This window comes from Bizionia sp. M204 (genome assembly GCF_023205095.1).
GTDB lineage: Bacteria > Bacteroidota > Bacteroidia > Flavobacteriales > Flavobacteriaceae > Algorimicrobium > Algorimicrobium hallyeonense.
In genome coordinates this window covers 2947660-2961836 of sequence record NZ_CP046242.1, presented here as the reverse complement: position 1 = coordinate 2961836, position 14177 = coordinate 2947660, and the positions used below count along the sequence as shown (strand labels likewise).

Sequence of the window (14177 nt, the reverse complement as noted above, 5' to 3'; positions counted from 1 at the left end):
ACACACTACAACACAACACAACAATGAGTGACGCTTTAAAACATGAATGTGGTATTGCACAAATTCGCTTACTAAAACCACTGGAATTCTATAAAGAAAAATACGGTAGCGCCTTTTATGGTGTTAATAAAATGTATTTGTTAATGGAAAAACAGCACAACCGAGGACAAGATGGTGCTGGTTTTGCTAGTATTAAATTAGATACGCAACCTGGCGAACGCTACATTAGTCGTGTCCGCTCCATTGCACAACAACCTATTCAGGACATTTTTGCACAAATAAATGAACGCATTAATAAGGAGCTTACCGAAAACCCGGAATATGTTGATAATGTGGAACTTCAAAAAAAACACATTCCATATATAGGTGAAGTACTTTTAGGACATGTGCGTTACGGAACATTTGGTAAAAATAGTGTTGAGAGTGTCCATCCATTTTTACGCCAAAACAACTGGATGCATAGAAACCTGATTGTTGCTGGAAACTTTAACATGACCAATGTTAATGAGCTTTTTGATGGTTTGGTGCGTATAGGTCAGCATCCTAAAGAGATGGCAGATACCGTTACTATTATGGAAAAAATAGGTCACTTCTTAGATGATGCTGTTTCCAAAATATACAGAAAATTAAAAAAAGAAGGATATAACAAGCATGAATGCTCACCATTAATTGCTGAGCGTTTAAATGTTGCTAAAATCCTAAAAAAATCGGCTAAAGATTGGGATGGTGGTTATGCTATGGCTGGATTATTAGGACATGGAGATTCCTTTGTTCTTCGCGATCCAGCAGGAATAAGACCAGTTTATTACTATAAGGATGATGAAGTAGTTGTAGTAGCTTCTGAACGCCCTGTTATTCAGACTGTTTTCAATGTGGATTTTGATGATGTTAAGGAGCTAGAACCTGGACATGCCATTATTACCAAAAAATCTGGTGAAGTTGCAATTAAAAAAATACTGGAACCTTTGGAGCGCAAAGCCTGTTCATTTGAACGTATTTATTTTTCGCGTGGTAGTGATGCTGAAATTTATCAAGAACGAAAAAACTTGGGTAAATTTTTAATGCCTAAGGTTTTAGAAGCCATTGATAACGACACCAAGAATACTGTGTTTTCATATATCCCTAATACTGCGGAAACGTCTTTCTTTGGAATGATAGAAACAGTTGAGGAACATTTAAACAAGAAAAAAACGCAAGCTATTTTAGATGGTAATGGCAAATTAAGCGCTGAAGTTGTTACTAATATTTTATCTGAACGACCACGTATTGAAAAAATAGCCATAAAGGATGTTAAGTTAAGAACCTTTATTACGGAAGATAGTAGTCGCGACGATTTAGTAGCTCACGTTTATGATGTAACCTATGGAGTCATTAAACCAACCGATAATTTGGTAATTATTGACGATAGTATTGTTCGTGGTACCACATTAAAGAAAAGTATTATAAAAATGATGGATCGCTTACATCCTAAAAAGATTATAGTCGTTTCATCTGCACCACAAATTAGATATCCCGATTGTTATGGTATAGATATGGCACGTTTGGAAGATTTAATTGCCTTCAGAGCCATGTTAGAATTATTGGAAGAAAACAACAAATACCATTTAATACAAGAGGTTTACGACAAATGTAAGGCCCAAGTTGAATTGGAAGATAAAGATGTTCGGAATTTTGTAAAAGATTTGTATTCACAATTTTCAGCTGATGCCATTTCGGATAAAATAGCCCAATTAATATCTAATGAAAACATTAACGCGGAAGTTGTTGCCATATTCCAGCCCATAGAAAATTTACATAAAGCGTGTCCTAAAAATTTAGGCGATTGGTACTTTACGGGCAATTATCCAACAGCAGGAGGTAATCGTGTTGTAAATCGTGCCTTTATTAACTTCTTTGAAGGAAACAAAGATCGTGCGTATTAACACATTGAATATGTGCTAATTACCTGTATAATATTGCTTTTTATCGAGTTTATTAGCATTTCATCGGATTAATAGTTTTTAAGCTTAAAAATAATATACTTTAGAATCACCATAACATAAGTAGGTTAAGTTCATGGTAGATTTGGGGCAAAAAAAGGTGAACTTCTGTTCGCCTTTTTTTATTTTTAATAAACACCTAAAATTGAAACCATTTTCATTATTATTGAATTCTACCCTTAATCAGCGAGCAAGTTGCTCTTACTTCTCAATTATAGCATATTAATTGATTTTACCATTCATTTTCAAGGACTTACAAACTTCAGCTTTATAATTAAAAAAAATAGATTTTAAAGCTTAAATATTCGTTTGTCCCAGTTTATAAGTCGTTTGTCTAGTTTTTTTTTTAGTGGAAAATAAGTGCCGTTTATTTGTTTCACCATAACATAAGTAGGTTAAGTTTATGGTAGATTTGGGGCAAAAAAGGTGAACATCTGTTCGCCTTTTTTCATTTTCAATACTTTCATGTTCAAAAAAAAAGCAAACCCTTTCAGATTTGCTTTCCATATAATTAAACGTTTTACGCCTTATTTTGCCTCAGCATAACGTCTTTCAACTTCATTCCAATTGATTACATTAAAAAATGCATCAATATAATCAGGACGTCTGTTTTGGTAATTTAAGTAATATGCATGTTCCCAAACATCCAATCCTAAAATTGGTGTTCCACCACAACCAACACCTGGCATTAGTGGGTTATCTTGATTTGGTGTCGAGCAAATTTCAACTTTACCACCTTTATGAACACATAGCCAAGCCCATCCAGAACCAAACTGTGTTGCTGCGGCATTACTAAATTTTGTTTTAAATTCTTCCATGTTTCCATAAGCTGCTTCAATAGCATCTTTTAGGTCGCCAGACAAACGGCCTTTTCCTTCTGGATTCATTACGTCCCAAAATAAGGAGTGGTTATAAAATCCACCGCCATTATTTCTAACCGCTTTGTTATCCATATCCAAATTAATAAGGATATTATCTATTGTTTTTCCCTCTAAATCCGTACCTTTTATAGCATCATTTAATTTTGAAGTATAACCAGCATGGTGCTTTGAGTGATGTATTTCCATTGTGCGTGCATCTATGTGCGGCTCTAACGCATCATAAGCATATTTTAATTTCGGTAATTCGAAAGCCATAATATATCTGTTTTTAGTGTTAATAATTTAATTCTCTCAAATTTACGGAATATCGCTATCAATTAAAAATAATAAATACCTATCAACTCATCGATAGTTTTTATATTGTATAAAATTTCAAATTCCTTATGCCGGCCAACCATCCGTTTCTTATTTATAATGCTTCAGCTGGAAGTGGTAAAACTTATACTTTAGTTAAAGCCTATTTAACTATTTTATTACAAGCTTCTAGTATGCTGGCTTTTAAAAACATTCTCGCTATTACCTTTACCAATAAAGCAGCTGGCGAAATGAAAACACGAATAATAGATGCTTTAAAAAATTTTTCTTCAGAAGATATATCCACACAATCAAATCCCATGTTTGATGAACTTTGTCGCGATTTAAATTTGTCTGCAGATGATTTAACCGCCAAAAGCCATAAGATTCTTGATGCTATTATGCATAATTACGCGGCTTTTGATATATCCACGATAGATGGTTTTACACACAAGATTATCAGAACTTTTGCCCACGATTTAAAATTACCTTTAAATTTTGAAGTCGCTTTAGATGTTGAAACCCTATTAAATGAAGCAGTAGACCGATTAATTTCCAAAGCCGGAACTGATAAGCGCTTAACCAAAACCTTGGTCGATTTTGCTATTGAAAAGGCCGATGATGATAAAAGTTGGGACGTATCCAGAGATTTTTATGCCATTTCAAAATTGCTAGTTAATGAGAACGACAGACCGTTTATTGAAAATCTTCAAGACAAAACGTTAGACGATTTTAAAGCTTTAAAAAACACACTACGTGAGGAAATTAAAAAAACAGAACAATTAAGTATGAATAGCGCAGCGCAAGCGCTAGATTTCATAGCCGATAATGGATTGGTATATGAAAATTTCTCACGCGGGTCTATTCCTAATTATTTCAAAAAGGTATCGGACGGCGATTTTAATCAAAATGTAGATACCGTAAAATGGCCTACCGAATTAGTAGAAGGCAGCACGATTTACCCAAAATCCAAAACTGATGCAAACACTGCGGCAATTATTGAAAGCGTCCAACCGCAATTAGCCGAGTTTTTTATTACCACCAAAACGGCCGTATTAAATTTCAAACTGTTAAAAGCTATATATAGAAACCTAACACCACTATCCGTTTTAAGCGCTATAAATACCGAACTTCAACTTATTAAAGAGGAACAAAATGTGATGCTTATTTCCGAGTTTAATGGCTTAATTAGTCAGGAAATAAAAAACCAACCAACCCCTTTTATTTATGAACGAATTGGCGAAAAGTTCAAGCATTATTTTATTGATGAGTTTCAAGACACATCTGAATTACAATGGCAAAATTTAACGCCCTTATTGGATAATGCCATAGCATCACAACCAGGAAGCATGATGTTGGTAGGCGATGCTAAACAAGCTATTTACAGATGGCGTGGTGGAAAAGCCGAACAGTTTATCAACTTATATAACCAAACAGAAAACCCTTTCCATTTAGAACCTAAAATAATTCCGTTAGAATCAAATTTTAGAAGCTTTCAAGAAATTATCAATTTCAACAATGGTTTCTTTAACTATTTATCTGACACTATTTTTAGTCATCCAGATCATAGTGGTTTATATCAAATGGCTAATCAGCTTACAAGAAAAGAGGAGACTGGTTATGTGCAATTAGAGTTTTTGGATTTAAATGATGTAGATGATAAAGCTTTAGCTTATTCCGAAGAAGTATATAACACCATTAAATCCTGTTTGGAAAACGGGTATCAGGAAGCCGATATTTGCGTCTTGGTCCGAAAGAAAAAAGAGGGTATTGCCATAGCTAATTATTTAAGTGAACAAGGCTTGAACATCATGTCGTCTGAAACTTTATTATTAAATAGCTCGCAAAATGTGCAGTTTGTCAACAACGTGTTACGCTTACTTTTACAGCCTGAAAATCAAGAAACCAAAGCTGAAATTCTGCTACATATTGCCCATTTATGTGCCATTGAAGATAAACATAGCTTTTTAAAAGCCCATATTCCTTTTCATGTATCGGCCTTGTTCAAGCAATTGGAGTCGCTAGACTTTTTTATTGATTATAATGAATTGATTCAGCTGTCATTTTATGATTTGGTAGAAACCATTATTCGCCAATTTAAATTAGTAAAACATTCGGATGCATTTATTCAATATTATATGGATGTGGTTTTAGAATTTTCCGAAAAACAACTAGCGGATATTGGTAGCTTTTTGCATTATTTCGACTCTAAAAACGAGAAATTAAGTATTGTAACGCCTGAAGGTTATCAGGCTATTCAGATCATGACGGTTCACAAATCTAAAGGCCTCGAATTTCCAGTGGTTATATTCCCTTTTGCGGATTTGGATATATATCGAGAAATTACACCTCAAGAGTGGTTTCCTATTAATCCAGAAACCTTTAATGGTTTTAGTCACACCCTATTAAATTACAGTAAAGCTTTTGAAAATTTTGGTGATGCTGGAAAGCAGATTTTTAATAGGCATCAATCCGAATTAGAACTCGATAATATTAATATTTTATATGTAGCCCTTACCAGACCTGTTGAGCAATTATACGTAATTTCAAAATTGGATATCAATGCCAAAGGAGATGTCAACCAAAAAAGTTATGCTGGCTTTTTAATTAGCTATTTGCAACAAATAGGTACATGGGAAAACAGGCAATTACGCTATCAATTTGGAAATCAAAAAAAGGAATCCAAAACCAAGACTAAAGAGCCGTCAACAATTATTCGGAATAGTTTTATATCAACACCAAAAGAAGCACACAATATTAAAATTATTACGCGTTCGGCAAGTTTATGGGATACCATTCAAGAAAAAGCTATTGAAAAAGGAAACCTGATTCATGATATTATGGCAGAAATTAAAACGGAAGCTGATGTAGATTATGTATTGCAATCTTTTTTAGAAAATGGCACCATTAATCAAACACAAGAACCTATTTTAAAGGAAACGGTATTACAAATTATTAATCATCCAAAACTGGCACCTTATTATAAGAATGAAAACATAACAGTTTATAATGAGCGTGATATTATTTCTAATGATGGCGGCATTTTAAGACCAGACCGATTGGTGATTCAAAATAATAAAGATGCTGTAATAATAGATTATAAAGCAGGAAAGGAACTACCAACTCATATTCAGCAATTAGAAAGCTATGAATCTATTTTAAAGGTTATGAACTTTCAAGTCACTAAAAAAATACTTATCTATATAAATGATGGCATTGCTATAAAAGAATTTTAACTTTGTAAAAACATTAAAGATTATGTACGGAAAAATTCAACAACACTTAGAGAACGAGTTAGAAGAAATAAAAGATAACGGACTTTATAAAACCGAACGTGTCATTACCTCTGCACAAGGAGCGCAAATTACATTAAGCACAGGCGAGACGGTTTTAAACTTTTGTGCGAATAATTATTTAGGGTTGTCCTCACACCCAGATGTTATTCAAGCAGCAAAAGATGTTATGGATACACATGGATTTGGTTTATCTTCAGTACGTTTTATTTGTGGAACACAAGATATCCACAAAGAATTAGAACAAAAAATAGCCGATTTTTACGGAACGGAAGACACCATATTATACGCCGCCGCTTTTGATGCTAATGGTGGTGTTTTTGAACCTTTGTTTGACAAAGAAGATGCTATCATTTCTGATTCTTTAAATCACGCGTCTATAATTGATGGTGTTCGTTTATGTAAGGCCGCCCGATATCGATACCAAAATAACGATATGGAAGATTTGGAAAAACAATTAATTGCCGCTAATAAAAACGGTGCGCGCCATAAAATTATAGTTACAGATGGTGTTTTCTCTATGGACGGTTTGTTAGCACCTCTAGATGAAATTTGCGATTTAGCAGATAAATATGATGCTATGGTAATGATTGATGAATGTCATGCTACAGGTTTTATAGGAAAAACAGGACGTGGAACCCTTGAAGAAAAAGGTGTTATGGATCGTGTTGATATCATTACTGGAACTTTAGGAAAAGCCATGGGTGGTGCAATGGGAGGTTATACTACAGCTAAAAAAGAAATTATTGAAATATTACGTCAACGTTCGAGACCATATTTATTTTCAAATTCTTTAGCACCAGCTATTGTTGGTGCGTCTATAAAGGTGTTTGATATGTTATCTAAAGATACTACCTTACGTGATAAACTAGCGTGGAACACAGAATACTTTAAAGCAGGTATTAAAAAAGCAGGTTTTGATATTGTGGACGGCGACTCGGCTATTGTTCCTATTATGTTATATGACGCAAAATTATCGCAAACTATGGCAAATATGTTACTTAAAGAAGGTATTTATGTTATTGGCTTCTTTTTTCCAGTAGTACCAAAGGATAAAGCACGTATTCGAGTGCAACTATCGGCCGCACATGAAAAAGAGCATTTGGATCAAGCCATTTCTGCTTTTATAAAAGTCGGCAAACAATTAGAAATTATTTAAAATAATGACAAACAAGCAGATTTTAGGGGAATTATACAATATTTTTCTATATTTGTCTTTGTTAATAATATTTAACAACTTACTTTTGTTTACAATTAACACTTAAAAATTAAATTTTTGAATATGAAAAATCTTAGCAGATTATTGTTCGCTATGTTAGGTATGAGTAACACGTACGCACAAGATGAAAACAATCCTTGGGCTATTACCCTAGGAACTAACGCAGTTGATTTTTACCCAACGGGTGAAAACGCGCCACTTGGTGAATATTTTGATGAATACTTTAATGCTACAGACCACTGGAACATTTTGCCATCATTATCTTCATTAACAGTAGGCCGTTATTTAAGTAATGGATTTACATTAGGTGCAACAGCTTCCTTAAACAAAATTGATAAATTTGGAGATGATTCTAGTAAATATGCTGATGTCACATATTACGGACTTGACGGTATTGTAAAATATAGTTTTGGTCAATTAATTGATGTCTCTTGGTTAGATCCTTACCTAGGAGTAGGTGGTGGTTACACATGGGTTGATGACATTGGTGCTGGAACATTAAACGGAACTTTAGGAATTAATTTTTGGGTTAGTGAAAACGTAGGACTTACAGTTCAGTCAGCATACAAGCATGCATTCGAAGATTATTTAGACACACATTTCCAACATACAGCTGGTATTACAGTTAAATTCGGAGGAAAAGACACAGATGGTGATGGAATATATGACAAAGATGACGCTTGTCCAGAAGTATTTGGTTTAGCAGCTTTCAACGGTTGTCCTGATACAGATGGTGACGGCATTGAAGATAGTAAAGATTCTTGTCCAAACGAGGCTGGTCCAGCTGAATTTAACGGATGTCCTGATACAGATGGTGACGGTGTTCCAGACAAAGACGATGATTGCCCAACAGTTGCTGGTTTAAAATCTTTAAACGGTTGTCCTGATGCTGATGGTGACGGTGTTGCTGATCATTTAGACGAATGTCCAAATGTAGCAGGTCCTGCAGCTAATAAAGGTTGTCCTTGGCCAGATAGAGATGGTGACGGTGTTGCTGATAAAGATGATTTATGTCCAGACAAAGTTGGTACTGTTGCTAACAATGGTTGTCCAGAAGTAACTGAAGCTGTACAAAAAGCTTTAAATGCTTATGCTAAAACAATCTTATTTGATACAGGTAAATCTTCTATCAAAAAACAATCTGAAAAAGTACTTGAAGATATCATTGCTATCTTAAATGAGTACCCTAATGCTAAATTTACAGTAGAAGGTCATACGGATAGTGTTGGTAGTGAGAAACTTAATCAAGAATTATCTGAAGCTAGAGCGTTATCAGTTAAGGATTACTTAACAAGTAATGGTATCGATCAATTCAGATTATCTTCTAAAGGTTTTGGTGAAGCTAAGCCAATTGACTCTAATAAAACTAGAGCTGGTAGAGCTAACAACAGACGTGTAGAAATCAATTTAGTGAAATAATTTATTTCACATAAATAAATAGAAAAACGCTCCGAATATTCGGAGCGTTTTTTATTTTTATAATATGACAACTTTTATACATGACGTCCTTGCCGATTTAAACAAAAAGCAAGTTGATATTTCCAATATTACACTTATTCTGCCTAGCAAACGTGCTGGTGTGTTTTTAAAACATGAATTATCCACGTCATTATTACAACCTATATTTTCTCCAACTATACTAAGTATTGAAGAGTTTGTAGAAGAACTTTCACAACTTAAAGCGATATCCAATACCGAATTGCTTTTTGAGTTTTACGAAACTTACCTTCAAGTTCACAACACGAAAAATCCCGATAGTTTTGATACCTTTTCTAAATGGGCACAAATACTACTTCAAGATTTTAATGAAATTGACAGATACCTTATTCCTCAAGAAAAGATATTCGACTATTTAAGTGCTATAAAAGAAATAAACCACTGGTCCGTAGATACCAACCAAACCGATTTTATAAAAAATTATCTCGTATTTTGGAAAAGACTTAAAATATACTACAACCAACTTACCGAAAATCTCGTTAATAAAAAGAAAGGCTATCAAGGATTAATTTATAGGGAAGCTGTTGAAAGCATTCAGAATTATATTGAAGCCAACCCTGAAAAACATCACGTCTTTTTAGGTTTCAATGCGCTAAATAAAGCTGAAGAAACCATCATCCAAGAACTATTAGAAAATAGTCATGCTGATATTTATTGGGATATTGATGACGCTTTTTTTGAAAACAAAAATCATGATGCCAGTCTATTTATCAGACAACATAAAAAAAACTGGACTTATTTTGAAACCAATTCTATGAATTGGATAGCGGACAACTACACAAAACCAAAAGACATTTCGGTTATTGGTGTGCCTAAAAATGTAGGGCAGGCTAAATGTATTGGTAACATCCTTAAAAAGCTCCATAAAGAAAATAATACGCTCAATAATACAGCAGTTGTATTAGGCGAAGAATCCCTGCTTCTTCCTGTATTGAATTCTATACCAGAATCTATAAATGCACTGAATATCACCATGGGATTGCCCTTAAAATCCATTCCATTAGCAACCCTTTTTGAACAGTTATTCTTTATCCACAAAAAGGAAACAAATGATTTTTATTATAAAGACGTTATTAAATTATTATCACATCAATTTATAAGTCCACTACTCCAATCTGGTACTTCAAACGACTTGCAAAAGGTGGTTCAGATAATAGAATCGAATAATTTAATCTACATATCTTTAACACGATTAACGGCTTTAGCACCTCAACACGAAGGCTTATTTCTGCTTTTATTTGGAAATTGGAATAACAACCCATCCATCGCTTTAACGAGTTGCCAAGCGTTAATTTTAAAAATAAAAACACATTTAGAACAGCACAAAAAAGAAAATATATTAGCATTAGAGCATCTGTTCAAATTCAATACGCTTTTTAATGAGCTTACGCTTCTGGATAATCAGTATAAACATCTAAAAGATATTACCAGTCTATTTAGCGTATACAAAGAGCTATTAGGTTCCGAAACATTAGATTTTAAAGGTGAACCATTAGAAGGCTTACAAATTATGGGGATGTTAGAATCCCGTGTTTTAGATTTTGAAACCGTTATTATATCATCCGTTAATGAAGGCATTTTACCATCGGGAAAAAGTAATAATTCCTTTATTCCTTTTGATGTAAAACTGGAAAACAAACTCCCAACCTATAAAGAAAAAGATGCTGTTTATACCTATCACTTTTACCGATTATTACAACGTGCTAGACGTGTATTCATAATTTATAACACTGAAATTGATGCGTTAAAAGGTGGTGAGAAAAGTCGTTTTATAACCCAATTGAATCTAGAAAACATTCATAAAATTAAGCATACTATTGCTGTTCCCGATATTGCTATGGATGCGAATTTGAACGAAATTGTAATAGCTAAAAATGACGATGTTCTAAATCAGATTAAAACCTATGCAGCCAGAGGGTTTTCACCATCTGCTTTAACCAGTTATATTCGGAATCCTATCGATTTTTATTTTCAGAAGGTATTGAAAATAAAAGAACATGATGATGTAGAAGAAACGGTTGCTGCCAACACATTAGGAACGGTTATCCATAATACACTAGAAGATTTCTACAAACCTTTTGAAGGCCAACAAATAACCTGGGAACAGGTTGCAGAAATGAAACTCAAAATAAATGCAACCGTTACCAAACATTTTAAAGATTTATATAAAGAAGGTGATATTACCAAAGGCAAAAATTTAATTGTCTTTGAAATTGCCAAGCGCTACATCTCTAATTTTTTAGATTTAGAAGTAGCCGACTTAAAAGACGGCAACATTCTTGAAATTATAGCTATTGAACTTAATAATACTGCAGAAATACAAATTCCTGAACTGGATTTTCCGGTTAGAATTACGGGCAAAGTCGATCGTGTTGACAAACGAAATGGTATTATACGTATTATAGATTATAAATCGGGTCGGGTAGATCCTGCTAAAGTACAAATAACCAATTGGGACGATTTGACAACGGATTACGACAAGTACAGTAAATCATTCCAGGTTTTAACGTATGCGTACCTAATGCATGCTAAAAAGCCTTTTACGGAACCTGTAGAAGCGGGAATAATTTCGTTTAAGAACCTAAGCGCTGGATTTTTAAAATTTCAAAAAAAACAATCGGGAAGTCGCGATAAGGAAGCGCTTATTTCCAATGAGATATTAGCAGATTATGAAGTTCAATTAAAACAGCTTATTTTAGAAATTTGCAACCAAAAAGTAGATTTTATTGAAAAAAAGATTTCGTGATACACAAAAATTTAATTTTACATAGAAAGCATCAGAAACCAATTCTTTGGGATGCTTTTTTTAATAAAAATGGCGAACAAAAACCATTAGTTGTGTTCTGTCATGGCTATAAAGGTTTTAAAGATTGGGGACCATGGAATTTGGTAGCTGAACAGTTTTCAAAAGCTAATTTGTTTTTTGTTAAATTCAATTTTTCACATAATGGCGGTACCGCTGAAAACCCAATTGATTTTCCGGATTTAGAAGCCTTTGCAGAAAATAATTACAGTAAAGAGCTGAATGATTTGGGGGACTTTCTAAATTTTTTAATGTCTGAAAAAAATGAATTATTAAAAGAAATTAATCCCAATAATGTGACGCTCATTGGCCATTCACGTGGTGGTGGAATTTCAATATTGAAAGCGTCCAATGACACTAGAATAAAAAAACTCATTACTTGGGCCAGTGTTTCTAATTTTTCCAATAGAACGGCAACGATAGGCAATTTAAAAGCATGGAAAGAAGAAGGCGTTAAGTATGTTTTAAACAGTAGAACCCAACAACAAATGCCTCATAATTATCAATTTTATGAAGATTTTAAAACTCATGAAAAACAACTCAATATTGAAGCAGCAACTAAAAAAATTAAAATTCCGCAGCTAATAATACACGGTATTGATGATTCCTCCGTAAACTTTAAGGAGGCAGAAGCATTGCATAAATGGAATACAAATAGTCAGTTAATTGGAATAGAAAATTCTAATCACGTTTTTAATGGTCAACACCCTTGGAATAATTTGGCTTTGCCTGCAGCACTTGAAACTGCTGTTTCATCAAGTATTTCTTTTATAATGACGCCAAAAAAATCCTAATTTTAATATTCTCTAACCTATATTTTTCATTTTCTCAAAAAGCTACTCAACACATTTTTAGTATCTTACAGTAAGTAATCGATGAAATACCACCGATATGTTTACTGTAAAAGTTGAAAACACCCTGATTGCCCATTGCGAAACTATTGTTAAAACGTACAATTTCGGAAAGCGTTTCACGGCTAATGGTACCAAAAAACAACAACTAACGGGTATTATTGGTCAGTCTGTGGTGATGTCTTTTTTTAATTTAGATCTAGTAGATGGTTCTGGTGGGTGTGATGATGGTGTTGATTTAATTGTGAACAACAAAACTATTGATGTAAAAACAATGGGGAGAACAACAGATGTTAGGAAAAATTACACCAACAATTTTTTAAAACTTCAAGACTATTTTAAAACAGAAATTTATATTTTTTGTAGTTATCATAAAACCAAACGGGAGTTGACCGTTTGTGGATGGATTGATAAAGTTAGTTTCATAGAAAAAAGACGATTTTTCCCTAAAGGAACCATTCGTACCCGAACCAATAATACAACATTTACAACCTTTGCTGATTTATTTGAAATTGATAATTGCCATTTAAATGATGTTGTTGACATTCCAGATTTAAAACAGCAACTTAACTTTTAAGCTGGTTTAGCAAAAAAAGCAGTACAATTACCAATTTTATCAAATAGGAGCGCTTTATTTACTGGCTTGGTCATGTAGTCGGTCATACCCATATCAATAACTTTCTGTTGTGTTTCCTGCATTGCATCAGCAGTAACTGCAATAATTGGAATATTTTTATTCTTTAAACCCAACTGTCCACTTCTAATTATTTCAGTGGCTTCATATCCATCCATAATTGGCATTTGCAAATCCATTAAAACAACATCAAAGCAGGTTTCTTTTAGCATATTTATAGCTTTTAAGCCATTTTCGGCTACTTCAAATGTAAATTTCGAGTTCATTTGTAGCAGCTTCTTCATAATCATTTGATTCATTACATTATCCTCTACAATTAAAATATGCTTTTCAGCATTTGAATCGTTATTTAGGGGATTTAGTGGTTTTTGCTGTTTTTCACGATTAATTTCTAATGGAATATCAATATAAACATCTGTCCCTACGCCTTCTTCACTATCAATAGTTATGTTGCCTTCAAAACGTTTTACTAAATGATTTACAATAGTTAACCCTAATCCCAATCCACCAAATTGGCGTTTGTTATCATATCGCATTTGACTAAAACTATCAAAAACATCTTCTCGTAAATTTAATGGTATGCCTACACCAGTATCGGAAAAATGAAAAGAAAACCGACTTGTAGTATTGGAAATAGCAACGCATTGCATTTCAAAAGAAACGGTGCCAGACTTCGTGAACTTTACCGCGTTTCCAAGAACATTATTAATAATTTGTATAAACCGA

General features: G+C 33.5%; 9 protein-coding genes. 7 read left to right on the top strand and 2 right to left on the bottom strand.

Annotated features, from left to right (window positions below; genetic code table 11):
* Nucleotides 1-23: 23 nt before the first annotated feature.
* On the top strand, nt 24-1922 hold the full coding sequence (locus GMA17_RS13615) for an amidophosphoribosyltransferase (RefSeq protein WP_248397090.1): 1899 nt from the start codon (nt 24-26) through the stop codon (nt 1920-1922).
* 584 nt (nt 1923-2506) lie between these two features.
* Here the strand turns inward: GMA17_RS13615 and GMA17_RS13610 are convergent.
* Complete coding sequence (locus tag GMA17_RS13610) at nt 2507-3115, bottom strand: superoxide dismutase (RefSeq protein WP_248397088.1); 609 nt, start codon at nt 3113-3115, stop codon at nt 2507-2509.
* A gap of 128 nt (nt 3116-3243) precedes the next feature.
* Between GMA17_RS13610 and GMA17_RS13605 the strand changes: the two genes are divergently transcribed.
* The 6 genes from GMA17_RS13605 (at nt 3244) to GMA17_RS13580 (ending at nt 13394) form a co-directional block, all read left to right on the top strand.
* Complete coding sequence (locus tag GMA17_RS13605) at nt 3244-6390, top strand: exodeoxyribonuclease V subunit beta (RefSeq protein WP_248397086.1); 3147 nt, start codon at nt 3244-3246, stop codon at nt 6388-6390.
* A gap of 22 nt (nt 6391-6412) precedes the next feature.
* Complete coding sequence (kbl, locus tag GMA17_RS13600; protein WP_248397084.1) at nt 6413-7606, top strand: glycine C-acetyltransferase; 1194 nt, start codon at nt 6413-6415, stop codon at nt 7604-7606.
* A gap of 123 nt (nt 7607-7729) precedes the next feature.
* Complete coding sequence (locus tag GMA17_RS13595; RefSeq protein ID WP_248397082.1) at nt 7730-9085, top strand: OmpA family protein; 1356 nt, start codon at nt 7730-7732, stop codon at nt 9083-9085.
* A 64-nt stretch (nt 9086-9149) separates the two neighbouring features.
* The gene (locus GMA17_RS13590) at nt 9150-11909 is read left to right on the top strand and encodes a PD-(D/E)XK nuclease family protein (RefSeq protein WP_248397080.1); all 2760 of its coding nucleotides are present in this window, start codon (nt 9150-9152) and stop codon (nt 11907-11909) included.
* Nucleotides 11906-12760: a S9 family peptidase gene (locus tag GMA17_RS13585; RefSeq protein ID WP_248397078.1), complete on the top strand. Its 855-nt coding sequence runs from the start codon at nt 11906-11908 to the stop codon at nt 12758-12760. The genes GMA17_RS13590 and GMA17_RS13585 overlap by 4 nt, the downstream gene beginning before the upstream one ends.
* A gap of 97 nt (nt 12761-12857) precedes the next feature.
* Nucleotides 12858-13394 (top strand): hypothetical protein, encoded by a 537-nt coding sequence (locus GMA17_RS13580; protein WP_248397075.1) that lies wholly within the window; start codon nt 12858-12860, stop codon nt 13392-13394.
* Here the strand turns inward: GMA17_RS13580 and GMA17_RS13575 are convergent.
* Nucleotides 13391-14161 carry a response regulator gene (locus GMA17_RS13575; RefSeq protein WP_248400683.1) on the bottom strand — a complete coding sequence of 257 codons (771 nt, stop codon included), beginning with the start codon at nt 14159-14161 and terminating at the stop codon, nt 13391-13393. The genes GMA17_RS13580 and GMA17_RS13575 overlap by 4 nt on opposite strands.
* Nucleotides 14162-14177 lie beyond the last annotated feature (16 nt).

Bases quoted from the DNA above. Each gene is read 5' to 3' on its own strand.
- GMA17_RS13610 (WP_248397088.1), bottom strand. From the start codon at position 3,115: ATGGCTTTCGAATTACCGAAATTAAAATATGCTTATGATGCGTTAGAG.
- GMA17_RS13615 (WP_248397090.1), top strand. From the start codon at position 24: ATGAGTGACGCTTTAAAACATGAATGTGGTATTGCACAAATTCGCTTA.
- GMA17_RS13590 (WP_248397080.1), top strand. From the start codon at position 9,150: ATGACAACTTTTATACATGACGTCCTTGCCGATTTAAACAAAAAGCAA.
- kbl (WP_248397084.1), top strand. From the start codon at position 6,413: ATGTACGGAAAAATTCAACAACACTTAGAGAACGAGTTAGAAGAAATA.
- GMA17_RS13580 (WP_248397075.1), top strand. From the start codon at position 12,858: ATGTTTACTGTAAAAGTTGAAAACACCCTGATTGCCCATTGCGAAACT.
- GMA17_RS13605 (WP_248397086.1), top strand. From the start codon at position 3,244: ATGCCGGCCAACCATCCGTTTCTTATTTATAATGCTTCAGCTGGAAGT.
- GMA17_RS13595 (WP_248397082.1), top strand. From the start codon at position 7,730: ATGAAAAATCTTAGCAGATTATTGTTCGCTATGTTAGGTATGAGTAAC.